This window comes from Actinoplanes sp. M2I2, from assembly GCF_023544445.1.
GTDB lineage: Bacteria > Actinomycetota > Actinomycetes > Mycobacteriales > Micromonosporaceae > Actinoplanes.
Genome location: NZ_JALPVJ010000035.1, coordinates 23,598 through 45,447 on the forward strand (window position 1 = coordinate 23,598; position 21,850 = coordinate 45,447).

General features: G+C 70.7%; 16 protein-coding genes. 6 read left to right on the forward strand and 10 right to left on the reverse strand.

Features of this window, described 5'->3' with window-relative positions:
* The first annotated feature begins 4 nt into the window (after positions 1-4).
* Positions 5-1,279 (forward strand): FAD-binding oxidoreductase, encoded by a 1,275-nt coding sequence (locus tag HJC40_RS41905; RefSeq protein WP_250009276.1) that lies wholly within the window; start codon positions 5-7, stop codon positions 1,277-1,279.
* On the opposite strand, the gene HJC40_RS41910 is transcribed toward HJC40_RS41905, so the two are convergent.
* From HJC40_RS41910 to HJC40_RS41955, 10 genes are all read right to left on the reverse strand, one after another.
* Positions 1,242-3,959 (reverse strand): AAA family ATPase, encoded by a 2,718-nt coding sequence (locus HJC40_RS41910; RefSeq protein ID WP_308201002.1) that lies wholly within the window; start codon positions 3,957-3,959, stop codon positions 1,242-1,244. The two genes, HJC40_RS41905 and HJC40_RS41910, sit on opposite strands and share 38 nt — an antisense overlap.
* Complete coding sequence (locus HJC40_RS41915) at positions 3,956-6,637, reverse strand: LuxR family transcriptional regulator (RefSeq protein ID WP_250009277.1); 2,682 nt, start codon at positions 6,635-6,637, stop codon at positions 3,956-3,958. The genes HJC40_RS41910 and HJC40_RS41915 overlap by 4 nt, the downstream gene beginning before the upstream one ends.
* 222 nt (positions 6,638-6,859) lie before the next feature.
* On the reverse strand, positions 6,860-9,595 hold the full coding sequence (locus tag HJC40_RS41920; RefSeq protein WP_250009278.1) for an AAA family ATPase: 2,736 nt from the start codon (positions 9,593-9,595) through the stop codon (positions 6,860-6,862).
* A gap of 15 nt (positions 9,596-9,610) precedes the next feature.
* Complete coding sequence (locus HJC40_RS41925; RefSeq protein ID WP_250009279.1) at positions 9,611-11,308, reverse strand: cyclic nucleotide-binding domain-containing thioredoxin-disulfide reductase; 1,698 nt, start codon at positions 11,306-11,308, stop codon at positions 9,611-9,613.
* Positions 11,305-12,147 carry an alpha/beta fold hydrolase gene (locus HJC40_RS41930; RefSeq protein WP_250009280.1) on the reverse strand — a complete coding sequence of 281 codons (843 nt, stop codon included), beginning with the start codon at positions 12,145-12,147 and terminating at the stop codon, positions 11,305-11,307. Before HJC40_RS41930 ends, HJC40_RS41925 begins: the two co-directional genes overlap by 4 nt.
* Before the next feature lie 21 nt (positions 12,148-12,168).
* Entirely contained in the window at positions 12,169-12,948 is a 780-nt protein-coding gene (locus HJC40_RS41935) for an enoyl-CoA hydratase/isomerase family protein (RefSeq protein WP_250009281.1), read from the reverse strand.
* Positions 12,949-13,108: 160 nt separating this feature from the next.
* On the reverse strand, positions 13,109-13,918 hold the full coding sequence (locus HJC40_RS41940; protein WP_308201001.1) for an alpha/beta hydrolase: 810 nt from the start codon (positions 13,916-13,918) through the stop codon (positions 13,109-13,111).
* A 430-nt stretch (positions 13,919-14,348) separates the two neighbouring features.
* The gene (locus HJC40_RS41945; protein WP_250009282.1) at positions 14,349-14,969 is read right to left on the reverse strand and encodes a LuxR C-terminal-related transcriptional regulator; all 621 of its coding nucleotides are present in this window, start codon (positions 14,967-14,969) and stop codon (positions 14,349-14,351) included.
* 327 nt (positions 14,970-15,296) lie between these two features.
* Complete coding sequence (locus HJC40_RS41950; RefSeq protein WP_250009283.1) at positions 15,297-16,016, reverse strand: hypothetical protein; 720 nt, start codon at positions 16,014-16,016, stop codon at positions 15,297-15,299.
* Positions 16,017-16,046: 30 nt separating this feature from the next.
* Complete coding sequence (locus HJC40_RS41955) at positions 16,047-16,889, reverse strand: alpha/beta fold hydrolase (RefSeq protein WP_250009284.1); 843 nt, start codon at positions 16,887-16,889, stop codon at positions 16,047-16,049.
* Positions 16,890-17,576: 687 nt separating this feature from the next.
* Here HJC40_RS41955 and HJC40_RS41960 point away from each other — a divergent pair.
* From HJC40_RS41960 to xerC, 5 genes are all read left to right on the forward strand, one after another.
* The gene (locus HJC40_RS41960) at positions 17,577-18,122 is read left to right on the forward strand and encodes a YbhB/YbcL family Raf kinase inhibitor-like protein (protein ID WP_250009285.1); all 546 of its coding nucleotides are present in this window, start codon (positions 17,577-17,579) and stop codon (positions 18,120-18,122) included.
* A 315-nt stretch (positions 18,123-18,437) separates the two neighbouring features.
* A complete protein-coding gene (locus HJC40_RS41965) occupies positions 18,438-18,818 on the forward strand; it encodes a hypothetical protein (RefSeq protein WP_250009287.1) in 381 nt (126 codons plus the stop codon).
* A gap of 91 nt (positions 18,819-18,909) precedes the next feature.
* Positions 18,910-19,764 (forward strand): MBL fold metallo-hydrolase, encoded by an 855-nt coding sequence (locus tag HJC40_RS41970; protein ID WP_250009288.1) that lies wholly within the window; start codon positions 18,910-18,912, stop codon positions 19,762-19,764.
* A 61-nt stretch (positions 19,765-19,825) separates the two neighbouring features.
* Positions 19,826-20,035 carry a hypothetical protein gene (locus HJC40_RS41975; RefSeq protein ID WP_250009289.1) on the forward strand — a complete coding sequence of 70 codons (210 nt, stop codon included), beginning with the start codon at positions 19,826-19,828 and terminating at the stop codon, positions 20,033-20,035.
* Between the two features lie 533 nt (positions 20,036-20,568).
* Positions 20,569-21,777 (forward strand): tyrosine recombinase XerC, encoded by a 1,209-nt coding sequence (xerC, locus tag HJC40_RS41980; RefSeq protein WP_250009290.1) that lies wholly within the window; start codon positions 20,569-20,571, stop codon positions 21,775-21,777.
* The last annotated feature ends 73 nt before the right edge of the window (positions 21,778-21,850 follow it).

Consider the following 21,850-nt stretch of genomic DNA (forward strand, 5'->3'; position numbering starts at 1 on the left):
GGCGATGCTCGACGTCATCCGGCCCGGCGATCCGGCCTACCGGTCCGTACAGCACGTCTACACCGCGACCGGATCGCCGGCCGCGGTGGTGCGGCCGCGCTCGGCCACCGAGGTCGGCGCGGCGCTCGGGTTCGCCCGGGACGCCGGTGGCCCGCTCTCGATCCGCAGTGGAGGCCACGGCATCAGCAGCGTCTCCACCAACGACGGTGGAACCGTCATCGACCTCTCCCGGCTCGACGCCGTCAAAGCCCTGGGGGACGATCTCGTCCGCATCGGCCCCGGCGCCCGCTGGGGTGACGTCGCCGCCGAGCTGAGCCCGCTGGGGCTGGCCATCAGTTCCGGCGACTCCGGCGACGTCGGCGTGGGCGGGCTGGCCACTACCGGCGGCATCGGGCTGATGGGCCGGGCCCACGGCCTGACCATCGACCGGCTCACGGCCGCGGAACTGGTCACCGCCGACGGCACGATCCGCACCGTCGACGCCGAGCACGACCCGGAGCTGTTCTGGGCGGTGCGCGGGGCCGGCGCCAACGTCGGAGTGGTCACCTCGTTCACGTTCCGGGCCGCCCGGATCCCGGTCGTCGCGCACGCCACGTTCCAGTACCGCGTACCGGACGTGGTCTCATTCCTGCGGCGCTGGGGCGAGACGGTCGAGGCCGCCCCGCGTACGGTCTCCGCCTTCCTCTACCTGGTGGGGGACGGCGTCGCGCTGGCCACCGTGGTCGTCGCCGACGAGAACGCCGAGGCCGCCCTGACCCCTTTCCTGCGCGTCGCACCGCTGCTCGGCCGGCAAGCCCGGCTGGCGCCCTACGCCTCGGTCGTCGCTGCCACCCATGCCCCGCAGCGTGGCCAGCAGCAGGCCCGTACCCACAGCGGTCTGGCCGTCCACCTCGACGACACGGTGGCCGGCCACGTCGCCTATCTGGTCGAGCAGGGCTTCGGTCAGCTGCTGCAGATCCGCTCGGTCGGTGGCGCGATCAACGACGTGCCGGCCGAGTCGACCGCGTACGCCCATCGTCACCAGAACTTCTCCATCACCGCCGTTGCTGCGGGACGCGAGACGGAGTTCGACACGGCCTGGGACAAGACGGGTTCGGCGTGGGACGGGCTCTACCTCAGCTTCGAGTCGGCCTTCACACCGCAGCGCCTCGTCGAGGCGTTCCCACCCGCGACCCTGCGGCGGCTACGGGCCGTCAAGGCCGAGGTGGACCCGGATGACGTCTTCAACCAGAACTTCCCCGTCAGCGCAACAGCGTGTTCAGCTCCTGACGGCTGCTGACGCCCAGCTTGGGGTAGGCGTTGTAGAGGTGGGTACCGACGGTGCGCGGTGACATGCGCAGGTGGGTCGCGATCTCGATGTTGCTCAGGCCCTCGGCCGCCAGCCGGACGATCCGCTGCTGCTGAGGGCTGAGCGAGCCGAGCGGACCGGTGACATCCGACGACTCCCCGGCCGCGGACAGCTCGATGCGAGCGAGTTCGGCCAGTCCCTCGGCGCCCAGCCGATCGAGCAGCACCACCGCCTCAGACAGGTGCTCCCGAGCCGCGACGACCCGGCGTTGGCGGCGCAGCCAGGCGCCGTAGTGCATCCGGGCCAGGGCCCGCTCGAACGGCCAGGCTTCGCCGGCCGGGTCGTCGACCGCGCCCCGGAAACCCGCCTCGCTGTTCTCGTCGTCGGTCAGCATGGCGCGGATCTGCGCATGGCGCATCCGCCGGCGCGCGTTGTCCGGCCCGGCGCAGGCGTCGAGCACCCGCAGCGCCTCCGCGGCCCGGCCGGTACGCACCGCGGTCACCGCCAGGCCCAGGAGCATGTGGCCGGTGAAGTCCGGGTACAGCGCGCCGCCGTTTGGTCCGAACAGCGCGCGGTGGTGCCGGTAGGCCGCCTCGTGGTCACCCTCAGCGAAGGCGGCGATGCCCAGGGCCTGACGCAGGCGCGCGGCCACCCGGCGATTCTGGTGGAGGTCGACGCGGGTCCACACCGACTCCGCCAGGCTGCGCGCACCCGGGCCGTCGCCGCGCAGGGCGGCCAGGGTGGCCCGCATGGCCACCACCTCCACCTCGAGCAGGCGCAGGTCCGCAGCGTCGCAGGCGGCCTGCGCCCGGGCGATGAGCGCGTCCGCCTCCGGCCACCGCCCCGCATCGATCAGGCTGCTGGCCAGCGGCAGGAAGAGCTCCGGGAGTTCGGCCACCCCGTCGGACCAGGTCCGGGCCAGGGCCGCCTGACGCAGCGCGGTCGCGGTGGTGGTCTCCCCGGCGATGTCGGCGGCGTCCGCGACCCAGGTCGCGTGCAGAGCAGTGAGGCGGTCGGCGATCGGCCCGGCGGGCGGCAGCGCGGCCGACTGGGCGTACGGGTCGATGGCCGCGCTGACGGCAGCACGCATCACCCGTATTCCGGGATCGGCGGCGGCCGGATCCGTCTCCCGCAGAAGCCGGCGGGCGATCGACCGGTGCTCGTCGATACCGGACAGACGGGAGACCAGAGCCGCGGCGGAAGCCAGCCGCAACCGCTCCACGGCGTCACCCGGAGGCCGCTCGTGGGTCCGGGCGAGCAGAAGGTCCATCGCCTCCCGCTGCCGGGCGCTGCGGCACAGCGCCAGCGTCACCTCCGCGGTGGCAACCGGGGTGACCGCTGCGGGGTCCCGGCGCCGGGCCTCGGCGTACAGCTCCCGCACCCAGCCGGAATGGCCGGTCACGCCGGCGCTGAGCAGCGCCGTCGCGTACCGGCCGGCCGCCACTGCGGGATCCGGGGACAAACCGGCCGCCAGGTGCAGGGCCTCGGCATGCTCGGCGTGCGCACCGCTTCGCCGGGCCTGCTCGCCGCCCAGCTCCAGAGCGGCGGCGACCGGCTCGGCGAGCCCGCTGGTGGCCGCGGCCAGGTGCCGGGCCCGCAGCAGCGAACCGGCCGGGAGCACCGCCGCGAACTGCCGGTGCAGCTCGGCGCGTTCCACGGCCGGCCGGGACAGGTAGGCCGCCATCCCGGCCAGCGGGTCGGCGAAGCGCACCGCCCCGCCGTCCGGTTCCAGCAGCCCGGTGGCGACCACCTCGTCGAGGGCGGCCCGGCCGGCCGACGCGGCGATCAGCACCACCGGCACAGACTCGTCGCCGAGCGTCGCGCTGACGTAACCGGCCAGGCGGCGGGTCGACTCGTCCAGATCGTCGAGCAGGGCCGCATACCGTTGCCGCAGCTGCTCCGCCCAGGTCGACGGCGGCCGCAGCACCTCGGCGGTGGTGGCGTTCGGGAACAGGGTGGCGAGGTCGGCGATGGCCTGCGGCTTTCCCGCGGTCAGCTGCAGCAGCCGGCGCCGGGCGCGCCCGGTGACCTCGGACAGCCGGGTCGCGAGCAGCCGGGCCGCGGCCACCTCCGGCAACGGGTCGAGCCGCAGGACATCCACCCCGGCGGGCACCACCGACGCCGCGGCGGACCGGCGGACGCCGAGCAGCATGACCAGCGGACCCGGCGGCGGTGCGACGATCAGATCCGACAGCACCTGAGCCGACACCGGGTCGGCCAGGTGCAGGTCGTCGACGGTCATCAGGGTCGGCCCCGGCTGCAGCCTGATCAGGGCGCGCAGACTGAGCGCGAGAGCGCGGGCCAGCTCGTCGTGGCCTTGCGGCTGCAGGTTCAGGGCGTCCACCGCCAATGAGCGGGCCGCCGACGGCAGCTCGGGGACCGATCGCCGCAGGGCGATCAGCAGCCGCTGGGCCGTCAGGCCCCCGAGGTCCTTCTCGTCCTGATGCCCGGCGGTGCACAGCACCCGGAAGGTCCTCTGCCGCGCCACGCGGGCCGCGACGGTCAGCAGGGCCGAGGTACCAGCGCCCGCGTCGCCGACGATCGCCAGCCGGGCGCCACCGCGCCGGACGGGATCGAGAATCGCATCGATGGTGGACCATTCGTCAGCGCGGCCGAGCAGGTCCGGCGGCGCGGTCTCTGTCGTGTTGATAGCCGGTCTCCAACCGGTCAGGCGGCCACCACCGCGCCGCGCAACTGGGCGCGGCGGGTGATGCCCAGCTTCGGGAAGATCTGATAGAGGTGGAAACTGACTGTTCGCGGGGCGATCTTGACCTGGGTCGCGATGTCGCGATTCGACAGTCCGTCCGCGGCCAGCCGCGCGATCCGTTGCTGTTGCGGCGTCAGCGCGGTGAAAGGCGCCTCACCGGTGACCGGCGCCCGGACGCCGACGGCGCGCGACTTCTCCCGCACGACGGCGGCCTCGTGCGAGGCGCCGGCCCGGACCAGGATGTCCAGCGCGGCGACCAGCAGGGGCCGAGCCTGGGAATACCGCCGCTGGGCCGACAACCGATGGGCGTACGCGGTTTGGGCGGTCGCGTACTCGTGCGGCCACCGGTCTGCCGCGTCCAGTCTCGCCAGCAGCGCCGTCATCCGCCGGCCCGCCGCTTCGTCGTGCGGGTGCAGCAGCGCCGACGCGACCTGCCACGACCACTCCCGGCGATCCGTCGGGCGCGCCGCGCGGGCCCGGGCCAGGCGGAGCACCCCGGCGACCTCGGGCCGGCGGCCGGCGACCACGGCGGCCGCGGCGAGCTCGACGACCGAGCGCTGCGCCATCAGGTAGTGCAGCGGTGATCCGTCCGGCGCGAACATCTGCAGGTACGTCGTACACGCCTGGTCGATGTCGCCGGCCGCGGCGGCGAGCTGCCCGGCGGCTCTCAACCGCAGGTAGCGCACCAGTCGGCTGCCGGCCGGACCGGCGGCCGCGTCCCGGTCGAGCAGCGTGCGAGCCTCGTCGAGCTCGCCCCGGCGAATCAGCACGGTGGCCTGCTGCGCGGCCAGAGCCCGCCGCACCACCGCGAACCGGTTGCCGCCGACGAAGTCGGTCGCGTCCCGCAACGCCGTCGCCGCCTCGTCGAGGAAGCCGCATTCCAGGAGCACCTCGGTGAACAGCACGGTGGCCAGCGCCGAGACGCCGTACGACTGGTCGGTCCGCGCCCACTCCAACGCCCGGCGGTAGTGGTCGACGGCGATCTCGGTGTCGTCGGTGACCCACGCGATTCCGGCCACCGACATGAGCCGCGCACGCTCGGCTCCGTGTTCGACCGGTTCCATCAGCGGCGAGTTCTGCAGGGCGCCGTGGCGTCCCGTCCAGCCCGCGGGATCCGCCACCGCGTCGGCCAGCGCGATGGGGAACGACGGCGGTTGCGTGCCGCGGCGGTCCGGGCCGAATCGGTTGATCAGCCGGCCCAGCGCGCTCACGTCGGCGGGATGGCCGTCGCTGAGCACGGACCGGGCCGCGAGCGAGAGCAGGCCCGACACGTGCTCCGGATCCGCCAGTGGCGCGGCCAGCAACCGGTTCAGCCGGCCGAGGACGGTCCGGCCGGGCCGGAACATCGCGGTGTTGCCGAGGGCCATCGCGGTGGCGGCGTGCCGGGCCGGGTCGTCGTCGTGCGCCCGCATCCGGTCCCACAGGTCTAACGCCCAGGCGATGTCGCCGCTGCGGTCGGCCTCAGCCGCCGCCCGGCCGTACAACCGGGCTGCGTCCTGTTCGTCGGTGCTCCACTGCGCGGCCCGTTCCAGCATCGCCGCGGCGTCCAGGCCCCGGCCGTGCCGCGCGGCAGACTCGGCGGCGCGTTCGAATACCGCGGCCCCGTCGTCGTCGGTCGGCTCCACCAGGTGGGCGGCGTGCCAGTCACGCAGCGGTGCGTCCGCCGGCAGCACGCCGACCAGGGCGGCATGCGCATCGTGCCGCGCGCTGGGCGCGGCGGTGAACAGACACCGGATCCGGTCCATCGGGTGCACGAACCTCAGACGGCCCGCCACCACCGAGATCAGCCCGGCTTCCTCCGCGGGCCGGCAGTCCGGAAGACCCGCTCCGGCCGCGCTCAACAGGATGCCGAGGTCCTCCTCCTCGGTGGTCGCCGCCACCAGCAGGAGCCGGCGCGTGACGGTCGGCAGCGCGCCGAGATCGCCCGCGACCTCGCCGCCGAACGGGTCGGCCGCCGGGTCGGCCACCCTGACGAGCCGGGTGATCACCTCCGGGTTGCCGCGGGCGAGCCGGAGAATGTCAGCGCGCATCCGACCGGTCGGCGCCTGCGGCAGACCGTCCAGCAGGCCGGCCGCCGCGGTCGCGCTCAGCGCCGGCACCGGGAGCAACCGGATACCCTCGTGCGGCCGGCCGAAGCCCGCGACGGTGCGCGAGGCCAGCAGGACGACCAGGCGCTCGCCGGACATACGGCGCGCGACGAACCTCAGCAGCGACATCGTCTCGTCGTCCTCGGCCGCCACGTCGTCGAGCACGACCAGCACCGGGCCCCCGCGACACAGGAACTTCACGACGGCCAGCACCGCCATTCGCAGGGGCACCGGGCCGGGCGCCTGCGGACCACCGGCAAGCCGCTGGGCCAGCGGCCGGCGCAGCCCCTCGGGCAGCCGGTCGGTCGCCGCGAGCAACGAGGTCAGCAGCACCTCTTCGGCCGACGTCGCGGCCGCCTGACCGCCGACCACCAGGAAACCCGCCGACCGCGCCATGGTGATTCCACGACGCAGCAGCACGGTCTTGCCGATCCCTGCGTCGCCGACCAGCGCCACCATCCGTGGGCCGCCGACACTGTCGTGCAGGGCTGCGAGGAGAGAGCGCTCCTCGGCGGCCCGTCCAGGCAACGCGGCTCCGTCCACCGGCTCCGTCACACCAACCACCTCCGTTCCTCCGCCATCTTCAGCGCGGGGGTGGAGCCGCTGGTATACGTCCCGTGACCTATGCACTAGCGACCTGCACCACATACGTCGGCGGACGGCACCGCCCGCGCTGGTGCGATGACCGGCGGCACCAGCCGAAACGGGTCCGTTCACGGGCCCCGGCCGAGTCGTTCTACTCATGTCGGAGCCGACGTCTACGTCGATGACGTAGACCTAGCCGAGGCGGGCCAGCGCGCTCCGCAGCTGGGTCCGGTTGCTGATGCCCAGCTTCGGGAAGACCTTGTACAGGTGGGTCCCGATCGTCCGGTGGGAGAGATAGAGCTGGTCGGCGATCTCCTTGTTGGACAGACCGTCCGCGGCGAGCTCGACGATGCGCAGCTCCTGCGGGGTGAGCTGGGTGAGCCCGGCCGCCGAGCGGGGCGCGGCGGGCGCGACCCCGGCGGCCCGTAGCTCGGTCGTGGTGCGCTCCACCCAGGGATGCGCACCTACTGCCTCGAACGCCCGCAAGGCAGCACTGAGCTGCTCACGGGCATCAACGATGCGCTTGCGGCGGCGCAGCCATTCGCCGTAAGCCAGCCGGGTGCGCGCCACCTCCAGCGTGCCCGGGTTGGCGGCGCTGCCCGCCAGCGCGGCCGCGAAATGCTCCTCGGCGTCCGCGCCCGGTTCGGCCTGCGCCAGCCCGCGATGGACCAGGTTGTCGAGGTACGGGCTGGCGAACGCCTCGGCGTGCCGGGCGGCCTGCTCCAGCAACGGCAGCACCCGGGGCCCGCGGTCGGTCCGTACGGCGGCCTCGGTCAGGTCGGCGAGCGACCACAGGCCGGTGGTGGTGCTGGCCTGGGCGGCGCTCAGGGAGATCCAGGCGTCCTCGTGCCGGTGCTCGTTGAGGGCGATGAGACCGGCCGACCAGCTCGCCCGGGCCCGGATGAAGGTAACGGCGGGCCCGTCCGCACTTTCCAGGGCCGTCCGCGCGCGAGCGTTGTCGCCCTGCCAGGCGTAGGCCCGGGCCGCGATCGTCGCCGCGTCTGCGGTGGTGATGCGCAGCCCCAGGTCGGCACCGAGCCGCAACGCCATCTCGGCGTCGGACAGGCCGTCCCGCAGCTGTCCCGTGCCGATGAGCACCAGCGCCCGCTGGCGAAGCATCCAGGCCTCGTCGCCGGGCGCGCCGCCGCGGTGGAAGTGATCGACGCCCAGGTTCCAGCACTCGAGCGCGGCCGAGAGGTCGTGCACGGCCTCCAGCACCAGCCCGACCCCGATGATCATCTGAGACCGGCTGGGCGATCGCCCGGCCTCCGTCGAGAGGTAGTCCCGAACCCGGCGCACCAGGCCCGGTATCTCGGCCCGGGCCTGTAGGGCGTAGCGGGCCGGGTCGACCAGCACGTGCCCGACCAGCGCGTGCAGGCTGCCCTCACCGCCGTCCGCCGCGTCGATCGCCCCGATGAGCCGTTCGCGCAGGTCGCCCGGCAGCACGTGGATCGCCTGGGCGGTGGCCGCCGTGGCCAGCACCCGCAGACGCTGGAGCCGGTTGGCGTGCCCGTCCGGGCCGGCCAGGCGGGCCACCAGATCGAGCAGTTCGCCGGTGTTGCGGCCGGGAATCGCGGCGCTGGCACCCAGCGCCACCTCGGTGAGGATCAGCTGGGTGAGCACCTCCGGGTTCTCACCCAGCGACCACGCCTCGCGGACCAGCAGCGCACTGTCGGCGACCTCACCGGCCTGCCGGGCGATCTCGGCGGCGGCCGCGAGCCGGCGGGCCCGCTCGGTCACCGAGGACGACAGCGCGGCCGCCCGGCGCAGGGCGGCGGTCGCCTCGACCAGAGCGCTGCGCTTGCGGGCCCGGGTCGCGCTGTCCTCCAGCGCGGCGGCCACCTCGTCGTCGAAGTCCGGGGCCGCCGCGGCCGCGTGCCACGCGGCCCGGTCCGGGTCGGTTGCGGCGGCGGCCAGGACGCGGTGGGCGGCCGTCCGGTCGGCGAACGAGGCGGCGCCGTAGACGGCGGATCGCACCAGTGGATGCCGAAGCAGGATGCGATCACCCGCGACGGTCGCCAGGCGGCATTGTTCGATCGGAGCGAGATCCTCGACCCCGAGACCGGCGCCGGCCGCGGCGGCCATCAGATGCCGCAGCGACGACTCGGGGGCCGCGGCGATCAGCAGCAGCATGCGGCGGCTGTTCTCACCGAGGCCGACCGCATCGGCCAGGAATGCCTGCTCCAGCCGTCTGGTCATCGGCAGCCACCGCTCATCGCCGCCGGGGTGATGACCGACCGTCAGCGCCCGGGGCAGCTCGGTCAACGCCAATGGGTTGCCCACGGCCTCCGCCAGCACGAGCGAACGGGTAGGCGCGTCGAGCGCCGGCTCCTGTTCGCGCAGCAGCAACTCGGACTCGGCCCGGTCGAGCGGGCCGAGCGGGAGCACCGGGACCGACGCGAAGACTTCCGAATCGGGCCGGACCGTCATGATCAGTAGCACTCGCGCCTGCGACAGCCGGCGGGCAACAAAGGAAATCGCCTGGGCGGTGGAGGCGTCCAGCCACTGGGCGTCCTCGACGACCACCACCAGCGGCCGGCCGGCCGACAGCTCCTCGAGCAGGCCGAGTACGGCGAGTCCCGTCATCAGCCGGCTCGGCGCCGGCCCGTCGGCCTGGCCGAGTGCCACCTCCAGCGCCTGCCGTTGCCGCTGCGGAAGAGTGTCCAGCCGATCGATGACCGGGTGCAGGAGTTCGTGCAGGCCGGCGAAGCCCGAGGTCGTCTCGCTGTGCACCCCGGTGCAGCGCAGCTCGCGGAAACCCCGCTCGGTGGCCACCCGGACCACCGCGTCGACGAGGGTGCTCTTACCGATGCCGGCCTCGCCCTCGACGACCACGGCCTGCCCGCCGGGCCCGACCGCCTCGAGCAGCTCGCGGAGGCGGGAAAGTTCCTGCTCGCGCCCGATCAGGGTGGGGGTGGGAGCGGACACCTGTCGGAGTCTAGGTCAGCCCGCCGTTGCACGCTCCCGGGCCTGGTGGACGGACCGGACGGCGCTCGAGCCTTCACCCACCGCCGCTGCGACCCGCTTCATCGAGCCGGATCTGACGTCACCGGCGGCAAAGACGCCGGGCACGCTTGTCTCCAGCGGGAGCGGCCCGCCCGGGAACGTGGACCAGCGACCGCCCAGGGCCGTCCGGTCCAGCTGCTGATCGGTCCGAACGAAACCGTCATGGTCGAGCGCCACGCCGGTGAGCCACGACGTGGCCGGGACGGCGCCGATGAAACAGAACAGACCACCGCAGTCGATCGTCTGTTCTGTGCCCGAAGTGCGGACGGAGATCGCCGCCAGGCGGTCCACGCCGTGCAGCCGAGCCACCTCACTACCCGTTCGCACCGTGATGCGCGGCTCGGCCCGGATCCGATCGACCAGGTACGCCGACATCGCGGCGCCCAGCTCCGGTCCCCGCACCAGCAGAGTGACACCGGCCGCGTAACGGCTCAGCTGCAGAGCGGCCTGACCAGCCGAGTTCGCCCCGCCGACCACCGCGACCGGCATCCCGGCGACCGACTGCGCCTCCAGGTCGGTCGCCGCGTAGTAGATGCCGTTGCCGGTGAACTCGTCCCACCGCGCCAGCGGCAGGGACCGGTACTCGGCCCCGGTGGCCACGACCACGGCCCGGGACCGGATCGCGGTGCCGTCGGCCAGCACGATCGTGTGCAGATCCGAGCCGGGCTGCAGTTCGGCCACGGCACAGGGGCTGGCGATCTGCGTGCCGAACTTCAGCGCCTGCACCGCCGCCCGGGCCGCGAGGTCGGCCCCGCGCAGCCCGAACGGGAAACCCAGATAGTTCTCGATGCGGGCGCTGGTCGCGGCCTGACCACCGGTGGCCACGGCGTCCAGCAGCACAGTGGCCAGCCCCTCCGAGGACCCGTAGACGGCCGCGGCCAGCCCGGCCGGACCGGCCCCGACGACGACCAGGTCGTTGACGGACCGGCCGGTGCGCCGGTAGCTCAGACCGAGAAACTCGCTGAGCGCACCGGTGGTGACGTTGCGTAGCGTCCGGCGGCCGGTGATCACGGCCGGCAGATCGACCGCGGCCAGCCCGGCGGCGGCCATCACGGTCGCGTCCTCCAGCGCCGCCGGGTCGAGCCAGGCGTGGGCGACGCCCTGCCGGTTCAGGAAGGTGCGCAGAGCAAGACCGGCGCGGGACCCGGGGTCGCCGATCACCCGCAGGTCGTGCGCCGCCCCCTGGCGCAGCAGCCGGCGCTTGGCCAGGGCTGCGCGCAGGAAAATGTCGGCCAGGTCCGCCTCCCGGCCCATCAGCCGGCGGAAAGCCTTCGGGTCGATCCGCCAGACAGTGCCCGCGGTGGCAGCGCGCACCGACACGACCCGGGTCTGGCCGGTGAACAGGTTGAGCTCCCCGGCGAATTGGCCCGGGCCGTACTGCAGGAACACGTCCCCGCCGGGCTCGGCGGCGGCGGTGCGCAGCGACTCCAGCGTCGCCGTGCCGCACAGGAGCAGGTCACTGTTGGCATCCCCCAACTCGGACAACACCTGCCCGGCGGCGACCTGTTCGGCCACGCCGTACGAGGCGGTCCGCCGGGACTGCTCGTCGGTGAGCCGGTAGCCGGCTGCGGCCAGAATGTCCCGCTGCCGCTCCCCGATCTCGGGGAACGACGACGGCGATCGGACGTCGGTCATGATCCCTGGAGCAGGAAGTCGAGCACGTCAGCGGCGAACGCCTCGTGGTGCTGAAAGAGGAAGCCGTGGGCGGCGTCCGGGTAGATGACCACCCGGGCGTCCGGCAGGAGACCGCCGAGCAGGTGGGTGTAGCGGGGCCGGATCATCGGGTCGCTGTCGCCGTTGGTCACCAAAACCGGCACGGTGATGCCGCCGATCCGCCCGAGCCTGCTGTGGTCGGGGATCCCCCAGGCGCAGATCGCGTCGTACTGGGCCTGCCGGGTCTGCCAGGTGGTGGCCTGGTCGCGGCCCTCGGTGCGGGCGTACATGCGGCCCAGCGCGGCCTGGCCGGCTTGCCGGCTGCCGTCCGACGACGTGAAGAACACTCCCAAATAGTCGGCCGGGCCGGTCTCGGGCTTGCCGACCGCACCGATAACCTCCGGCGCCCAGCCGTGCATACCGGCCGCGCCCTGCGGGGCCGCCGACGCCAGCACCAGCCGGCGTACGGCGTCGGGCCGGCTCAATGCGATCTCCTGCGCCACAAAGCTGCCCAGCGAGAAGCCGAGTACGTCGGCCCGGCCGATGCCGAGCGCGTCGAGGAAGGCGAGCGCGTCGCGCGCCATCTCGGCAACGGTCGACGGGGTGCTGCCCGACGAGCCGCCCACCCCGGCATTGTCGAACGCGATGACCCGCCGTCCCGCGGCGAGCGCGTCCACCAGTGCCGGGTCCCAGCTGTCAAGGTTTCCCCGGAAGTGCTGCAGCAGGATCAACGGGTCGCCCGTGCCTGTCTCCCGGTATGCGTAGTCGATGGCGTCGGCGCCTCGCACCACCGCGTTGGACACTGTCGCGTAAGTCTCCATGAATTTTCCTCTCCACTCTGGTCAGGACGTGCGGCGCTGGTTGGCCAGGCCGAGGAACTCCCCGAGCCGGTACTCGACGTCGAGCGCGGTCTGCGGGTCGGTCTGCTGCAGAGTGCCGGCCCGGCTCTGGAAGCCGGGCAGGGTGAGCGAACGGCGGTAGTCCGCGTAGGCGGCGATCAGATCCGTGTCCGGCGGCAGGACCGCCCGGTTGACCATCGACTTGGCGGTGGCCAGGGCGGCGCGGTCGAACGAGGCGAGCCGGTCGACGACCCCGGCCACGTACTTGTCGAGCTCGGCGTCCGGCAGTGCCCGGGTGACCCATCCCCACCGCTCGGCGGTGGCCGCGTCGTAGTCGGCGCTGCTCAGGATCACCTCGAGCGCACGGTCCCGGCCGATGGCTCGGGGCAGCCGCTCAGTGCCGCCACCGCCGGGAACGATGGCGGTGCCGACCTCCGGCTGGCCGAAGAACGCCGTCTCCAGGCCGGCATAGCGCAGGTCGAAAGCGAGCGCGAGCTCGTTGCCGCCGCCGCGAGTACGGCCCCGGATCACGCCGACGGTGATGTACGGCGCCTTCGTGAGCCGGAGCACCACGTCGGTCCAGACCGGGACGTCGCCCGGCCCGGGGGCCGGGAAGTCGGCGACGGCGGCCAAGTCGAAGTGGTTGAGGAAGAAGTCGGGGACATCGCTCTCGAAGACGACGACCTGCACTTCGGGATCGCTGTCCAGCTCCGCCACGATCGCCGCGAGCCGGGTGACGATCGCCCCGTTGATCAGGTTCACCGGCGGGTTGCTGAAGATCACTCGGGCGGTCCTCGGGGACATGCGCTCAAGACGTACGGGATCGTGCTTTGTCATCGTCTCTGCCGCTTCGCTAGTCGTGCCGGTCGTCCGGCTCCCTGTCGCTGCCTGAACCAGACTGACCGGCACGACGGATCACACCTTCAGCAAAATGACTGGTCGCTCAACGGGCCGCGCGTTCGATGAACTCCGCCGTCGCCCTGGGGTGCGACACGAACACGGCATGCGAAGCGCCCTTGATGGTCAGGACCTGACCGTGGGCACGCTCCGCCATGAAGTAGTGCGCGGCCGCCGGAATGTTCTTGTCCCCGGTCGGGACGAGGAAGTAGCTGGGCAGGCTCTGCCACGCCTGCGGCCCCTGGGCCACCTCGTTGAGGGCCGCCGCGGTGATCGGGCGCTGGGTCACCGCCATCAACTGGGCGTCGCGGGCCGGCACATCGGCCGCGAACTGCTGACGGAAGAGCGTCGGGTCCACGTACTCGTCCTCGTTGCCGCCCGGCAGCGGGACTCCCCGGAGCGTCTCGCCCAGCGTGCTGCCCGGGTACTTGGCCGACAACGTGGCCCCGCTCTCCCCCGCCACCGGCGCGAAGCCGGCCACGTAGACCAGCGCCTTGACGTTGCCGGCGCCCACCGCCGCCTTGCTGATCACCATGCCGCCGTATGAATGTCCGACCAGCACGACCGGACCGTTGATACTCGCGAGCAGGGCCTTGACCTGGGCGGCGTCCGACGCGACGCCGCGCAGGGGGTTGGCCGCCGCAACGACCGGATAGCCGTCGTCGATCAGCTTGGCGGCAACGCCGTTCCAGCCGCCAGAGTCGGCGAAAGCGCCGTGCACGAGCACGATCATCGGCTTCTTGTAATTCCCGGCGGTTGCCGCGGCCGAGCCGGGCGCAGCAGCGGCAACCGTCGTCGCGGCGAGCAGCATGGCCGCTGCGATGCCCACGGTGCGGAAGATTTTGCTTCGCAACATTGCGTCTCCTTGAAGCAGGAACGGACCTTGACGCCATCCATCCTGTGGCGATGACCTGCTGCGTTCGTCAGTCGTATGACTGGGCCGGACACCGCCCTTGTCCTTCGCTGAGTCCAGACTGCGAACTACGGCGGCCTTCTCTGCACTACGACTCGCGACGCCCAGCCAATACTCGAATGGCCGCGCAGCGGCGAGCTCGTTACGTCGAAGCCGGGTGGTATCGGTCGTATATCTATTGCTCGCTACGCCTGAACGCACGATGGTGTCCAACGAGACATTCATGGCGCTCGACAGCCATGTGCGGGTGCTTGACAAAGTCGATCGCAGCCGCCGCATCGGCGCGTGGCGAGCAAGGTACCGACAGCGTGGTCGAAGGTCCAATCGCACTTACCCGTGTAGCCGGGACAAGTCCCAAAAGCAGGAGCGTGCGTCAGATGACCCCGAAGCGCATCGCGTACGCGACGACGTGCGATCGGTTCCGTAGCCGCAAACGGTGAATGATCTTGCTGATCACACTCTTCACTGTGCGCTCCGAGCAGTGCATTCGGACACCGATCTCCGTGGTCTCCAGCCCTTCGGCCATCAACCGGATCACGTCGACCTCGCGCGGAGTCAGGCCCGAGGCGCTCAGCCCGGAGCGCTCGAGCACCTCGCTTTGAAGATGCCGCAGATGGCTCAGCAGATCGCCGACGAGGCCCGGCGGCAGGAAGCCGCCACCTCCAACTGCGGTCCGGACGCTACCTGCCAGGCGCTCGCTAGTCACGGCCGACGACGGCAGCACTCCGACAACCCTGCACTCTACGGCCAGTAGCAACTGCTCCTGGTTGATGTCATCCACGACTAGAACGACCGGGCGTCGCGTTTCGATCGACGATCGCCTTAGGGCCGGCACTACCTGGCCGTCGACAGTGTCGGTCGCGTAGACGAGAACGTCAGCGCTCGCCCCGTCGCCCGGCAGCACCTTTACGTCCGGGCTCGACGCCAGCATCATCGACAGCCCGGCCAGGCTCAGCGGATCGGTGGCCCGCAATGCGACCGTGATGGTTCCCATGGACTTCCCCCTATGGCTCGTCGGCCCTACCTGATCTGCGGCCGCATTCCAACGCGGCCGCAGATCAAATGGTGGGTCGTCCGACGGAGGTAGCCATGAGTAGGTCGACTATGCGCCTCGAGGCAAGCAGGGTCCGCGCTTGCCGGGAGAGGGACCGAAAAGAAGATACCTGCGCCGAGCAGAGCCCAGTCCAGAGCCGGGTAGCCGCGCTAGAGTTCCGCAGTCGGCAGATAGGCACGGCTTTGCGTGGCAGGTAGGGCCAGTCGAGCGACGTATGTCCCTAAGCCAACCGCGTCGCCGGGCCAGGCCGGACACCACCGTGGTCTCTCAGGAGACGACGATGTCCGCCAGCGTGATCGACACGACCAGCGGCTCGGCGATCTTGTGGTTATTCTCATCGTGGGGATAGATCATGCGGGTGGTCGGGATGATCAGACCGGACACCTCGGTGTGACCGGTCGTGTACTCGGCCGCCGGCGTCTTGCCGGCGATGTCGACGGTGTAGTCGCGCCGGTAGATCAGCCCGTCGTCGCCGATGTACAGCGTCTGCTCGGTGCTGTGGGTGGCAATGCTGTCGGGATAGGTGATCAGCAGTCGCCGGAAGTTGCGGCCGTCCTCGGTCCAGCCGCCCAGCTCCTCAGTCAGCACGCCTGGGAAGGTCAGCGAGATGGGCTCGCTGACATAGGTCCACATGGCGTACCCGGAGAAGTAGGCCAGCTGCAGCCGGGTCCACGGGGTGGCGAACTCGTGGCCGGCGAACGAAGCTCGCGGATTGAGCAGCTCGTCGACGGTCTTGCCGTCCCCATCCTCGACCGCGACACGCTCGGGTGTGAAGTTGGTGTGGTGGTTCTCGGCGAAGAAGGGCTCCTGGCGGGTGTGTTCGCGGTCGAGGTCGACGGTGACCTGGACGTCGTTGAGAGCCCCGGGGTGGCCCTTGAGCTGCCACAGCGCACCGCCGAAGAACTGGCGGGCGCTGATCTGCGTTGCCTTCTCCCAGGTGTCGCGGCCGCCGTAGGCGGCAAGGACCTCATCCAGTAGATCTGACATGGTGTTCTCCTCGATTGGTGACCGGTGGGCTCAGCCCAGGAATTCGTTAACGTCCTTGGCGACGTCGTCGGGGTACTGGAAGAGGAAGGCGTGCGCGGCGTCCGGGTAGATGTGGATCTGCGCGTCGGGGATCAGCCCGGCCAGCGTGTAACTGCCCTTGGTGGGGATCATCAGGTCGTTGTCACCCTGGATGACCAGCGTCGGCATCCCGATGCCGGTCAGCCGCTGCAGCGCGGAGTAGTCCGGGATGCCCCAGCTGATGATCGCGTCGTACTGGGCGTCGCGGACCGCGATGCCAGTGGCCTCGTCCCGGTCCTTGGTGCGGGCCAGGAAACGGCCGAGGAATTCCCGGCCCTTGGCCTGGCTCGTCTCGGAGTGCGCGAAGAAGATGTAGAGCAGGTCGTCACCGTCGTTGACCGTGGCGCGGGCATGCGACTCGATGTCGGAGCGCCAGGCGTGCATGCCGGGCGCACCCATTGGACCGGTGCCTGCCAGCACCAGCCGGCGCACCAGGCGGGGCCGGACCAGGGCGATGTCCTGGGCGACGAAGCCGCCGATCGAGAAGCCCAGCAGGTCGATCTGCGGCAGGTCGAGCGCCTCGGTGAACGCGATGATCTGCCGGGCCATCTCGGCGATGGTGCCTGCGGGGGTCCCGGTCGACGATCCGACGCCCGCGTAGTCGACGAGGATCACCTCGCGGGATGCAGCAAGCCCGTCGGTCAGGGCGGGGTCCCAGTTGTCGAGGTTGCCGCGGAAGTGCTGCAGCATCAGCAGCGGCACTCCCCCGGAGACGCCGAAGCGCCGGTAGGCGTACGAAATCCCGCCCGCCTCGACGGACTGGGTCGGTGCGTTCTGGTGAGTGACGGTCGACATGGTCGCCTCCTGCTGTCTATGTGATTTCCCCAAGTAGATCCGCGCTTCTCGCCGCGACGGGAGGATCACCCGGCAGGGGTGGCCTAAGGTGCAACCGCACTCGCCCCGCTGATCGCTCTGTTCTGGGCCTGGCGGACCGAGAGGACGCGGTGCTGGAGCCCCTCGCCCCACCGCCCCGGTGACCCGTTTCATCGAGCCCGAGCCCACGTCACCGACAGCGAAGATGCCCGGACGCTGGTCTCGAACGGCAGCGGACCGGTCGCGATGTCGCCAAGTCGAAGGCGGATCCGCGCATACGCATCGCGATCGCGGCCAGCCGTTAGGCTCCGTGCCGGGCGCTCACCTGGTCCACGTGCGTAGGGTCAGCCGGGATCCGCTCGACGAGGTACGCCGACACCGACGCCCCGAGGCCCCGGACCGCGCACGAGCAGCATGACCGAGATGGTCGATGGCGAGTCCGGCCCACTCAGGCGCGATACGGCCAGTGGTGGCCACGCCCCCGACTCCGACCTCGCCAGAGCTGATCGCCAGGCCCCAAGGTGTAGAGCGCCACGGCGATACCACGAAGATGCCGACGATCCGGTGGCAGCGTTCGCGACCGAAACGAATGCACCAGTCGAGATGCGTATAGAGCGACACATCCTGCGCTTTAGCTTGAAGCACTGCGACAAGAATTGGAGGCCAACGATGGGGACGCCCTACGATCGCATCGCTCGAGTACCTGGCTTCGTCATCACCAGCACCGACGTCGGCGACGGGGTGAAAATGGAACCAGCTCAGGCGAGCGGCATCTACGGATCCGGCGGGCAGGACATCTCGCCGCAGCTGAGCTGGCGGGACTATCCGGCCGAAACTAAGAGCTTCGTGGTCACGGTCTACGACCCGACCGCGCCGACCGGCAGCGGCTTCTGGCATTGGGCGGTCGCCGACATCCCGGCCCTTGTCAACGACCTACCGACGAACGCAGGCGTTGAAGGCGCTCGGATGCCTGGCAGAGGATGGCAACTCGCCAACGACGCCCGGCTACGCCGCTATGTCGGTGCGGCGCCCGAACCCGGCAGCGGACGTCACGACTATTTCATCGGGGTGCACGCCGTGGATGTGGCCTCCCTCGGCGCGGACCACGACTGCACACCGGCCTTTCTCGGCTTCGCGCTCGGCGTTCACACCTTGGCCCGGGCCGTGATGACACCGTTCTACGAGCTGGGACCCACGACGTCAGCGGTTGCCTGATTCAGTGACCGGTGGCGGCCCGCACACCGGGATTCACCTCTCAGGAGTGAGTATACCGACAGCACTCTGCTGAACCGGCCAGGCGGATAGCGCGCCGAGCTGCGGCTGCAACGCGGCGACACGCCGCACAGTTGCGCCGATCACCCACCGGCCCGAGTCGATGTAGCCGGCCTTCGACCCTGCCGGGAAACGGCGCTGTCCAACGAAGCAAGACGTGTTGCCCGCTCGACGTGGCGCTGCCCCTGCGGTCATGACGATTTACCCCCGCAGGCAACACTGTTGGTCGCTTGGGCCCCGCCAGGCTTCTATACCGCCATGACGTACGTCTCCAGTTTCATGACCACACCTGTGGTCACCGATCCCGACACCCAGAGCGCGGTGTCCGTCCTCGGCGGCCGGGTTCGCACGCGGGCAGCGTCAGCCGACGCCGACGGCGGCTTCGACGTCCTCGAGTACGACGGCGAACGCGGCCACATGTCGCCGCTTCTTCTGAACAAAGCTGATGAGGAGACCGTCCTCATCCTCGAAGGCGAGCTAAGCGTCGAAGTCGGCCCTCAACGGCTCACGGTGGGCCCAGGTGGGCTTGCCCTTCTGCCGCGAGAGCAGGCACACAGCCTTGTCGTCACGTCACCCCAGGCACGAATCCTGACCCCTGCACACACCGGCCGGCCTCGACCGCTTCGCCAGCCGAGCTGACCCGCGTAGCCGCCCGCCACCTATCCAGATCGTCGGCCCCCGCTCGTTCCCTGACCTCCTGCCCAAACCCGATGACAGAGAAAGGCTCGCGATGTTATCCATCGACGTATTTACCAGCGGTTACAAGCCGATCGCCGCCCCCGCGCAAGGGTGGGACCCAAGCGCCCAGGCAACCTGGCCGGCCACCACGTCCACCCTGATCAGCGGAGAACGCGAGGCAGTGCTGGTCGACGCGCTGATCACCGCCGCCGAGGCCGACCGCCTGGTCGACTGGATCCAGGCCAAGGGCAAGGAGCTCACCGCGGTGTACGTGACCCATGGCCACGCCGACCACTTCCTCGGCCTGTCCGTCGTCTTGGCGGCCTTTCCGTCAGCAATAGCCGTCGCCCTGCCGGAGGTCGTCCCCTACGCACAGGAGCAGCTCAGTCAGGGCTATCTCGCCTATTGGGAGTCGTTGTTCCCCGGACAGCTCCCGGCGGGCAAGCCGGTCGCTCCCGAAGCCCTGCACGGCGAGGTGATCTGGCTCGAGGGCGAGCAGATCCGACCGGTGGCGGTCGGGCAGAGCGACACTCACCCCTCCAGCGTGGTTCACGTGCCGAGCGCCGGCGCCGTCGTGGGCGGCGACGTCGGTTATAACGGCATCCACATGTGGTTGGCCGGCACGGACGCGGAAGCCCGGCAGCAGTGGCTGGCCGCGCTCGACATCGTCGAGGCGCTGCGCCCGAACCTGCTGGTCGTGGGTCACCAGGCACCAGAGGCGCCCGTCGACGACGTTGCCGAGATCCTGGCGTTCTCTCGCCGCTACCTCGTCGACTTCGACATCGCGCTCGCCGCCGCGGCGGACGCCGCCCAGCTCATCGCGACGATGACAGCGACCTACGGCAAACTCGGAAACCCATACACGCTGTTCGCCTCGGCCACGGCTCAGTTCGCGAGCCCGCAATGAGCCTGATCGCGGCATCAACGCCTTCACCGAAGCCCTGCGCCAAGAGGTCACCGGCCGGCACATGCGGGTGTCGCTGATCGAACCCCGCCCGGTCGCCACCGAACTGTTCACCCACATCCGCCCCGATCTCCTCCAAGCCAGCCAGGCAACCTTCGCCAACGCCACCCTGCTGCACGCCGAGGACATCGCCGATTCCATCACCTCCGTCGTCACTCGACCCGCCCGGGTGGTCATGAGCGAAATCCTGGTCCGACCCGACGAACTTGGGTAGAACAGGCCACCCGGCGCCCCCGAACTCACGGGTGCCGGGCGGCCGTCACGGCAACACAGCCGGCCATCCCATGGATTCGCGGTACCACTCGATCAACGACGGTCCGACGACTGGCAGGACAGAACAGCCGTCTCGGCGGCGTCGCCACCAGCTTCGAAGCCTGCCTCATCCAAGGTCTCCACCCCGGGCGGGAACACCACCATCCACGGTCAGGGCGGGTCCGAAACTCACGCCCAATGAAATCCGTAAGCAGACACGGGGACCCAAACTCGAGCCCGAAAGAGACCGATACTCACGCTCAGAACCACCGTCAGGAAGGTCGTTCAAGCCGTCCTGACGAACCCTGGCAATCACGGGACCTCGCTGACCACCGAGCCGTTCGAGAGGCGACACCGTCGCTGAGCGTCCCTTGACCGGGTCACAAGTACGGCGGTCACACGCAGGGGTGACATGCGGGGTTGTCGCGATGTTGTCGCAGCCGAACGGGGCACAGGTAGAAGTGACAGAAGCTCACCTCTACCGAGGAGGAGATCATGCGACAGAATCCGCACCGGGGCCGGGTCTACCGCTGCTGCGCCTGCCGTGACAGCGACGGACGGCAACTCGGCGCCCGCTGCCCGAAACTGCGCAACCCACGACACGGCACCTGGGCCTTCGCCGTCGACCTCCCGACACTGAACAAGCGCAGAACCATGCGCCGCACCGGCTTCACCACCAAAACCGAGGCCTCGGCGGCCCTGGCCCACGTGCTGGAGTGCGAACGCGCCGGCGTCAGCCTCGACGACAGCGAAACCGTCGCGAGCTATCTCACCCAGTGGCTGGAGACGAAATCACCGACCTTGAAGACGAACACGGTGCACCGCTACCGCGACTACCTGCGCAATGACCTGATCCCCGCGTTCGGGGCCCTGCCGCTGGAGCGGCTCACCCACGAGCACGTCAACCAGTTCGTCCAGCGTGAACTTGCCGCCGGCCGGGGCCTGGTCACCCTGCGCTGGTGCATCACCACCTTGTCGAGTGCGCTCAACGACGCCCGGCGCAACCACCGGCTCCCGAACAACGCCGCCCGCTTCACGAAGATCCCTCGGCCGGCACGCCCCGAGTTCACCTGCTGGAGCACTACCCAGGCGAGCGCGTTCCTGCGGCACTGCCGCACCGTCGAAGATCCTCTGGCGGATCTGTTCGAGGTGATGATCTGCACCGGGATGCGTAAGGGCGAGGTCCTGGGCTTGCACTGGGCCGATGTGGACCTTGAGGCGCGGACGTTGTTCGTGCGGTGGACGCTGGTCAGCGTCGACAACAGTCGCAGCATGTTCAACGCCCCCAAAACCCATGGCAGCCGGGCCTGGGTCGCCATGTCTGCCCGGGCCGTCGAGGCGCTGCAGCGGCAACGCTGCCGCCAGCGCCGGCAGCAGCTGGCCGCCCGCCGCTACGAGGACCTCGACCTGGTGTTCGCCCGCCCTGATGGGCAACCATTGCGTTCGCAGTACGTGCTCGATCATCTGCGCCGGCTCACCGCAGAGGCTGGACTGCCGGCCGTCCGGGTGCACGACCTGCGGCACATCGCCGCCACCATCATGATCAACGAGGGGGTGCCGCTGGCCGTGGTGTCCAAGACGTTGCGGCACAAGAACGTGGCCACCACCGTCGACCTCTACGGCCACCTCACGCGGGATGCCGCCGACGACGGGGTCAGTGCCACCTGCACGGCCCTGGACGCCGCTGACGCCGAAGCCGCCTGAGCGGGTGTAGGCTGCGGGCAGGTCTGCGACAGCGAGGCGACAACACCGCCCCTCGACGATCGCAGGGGATATG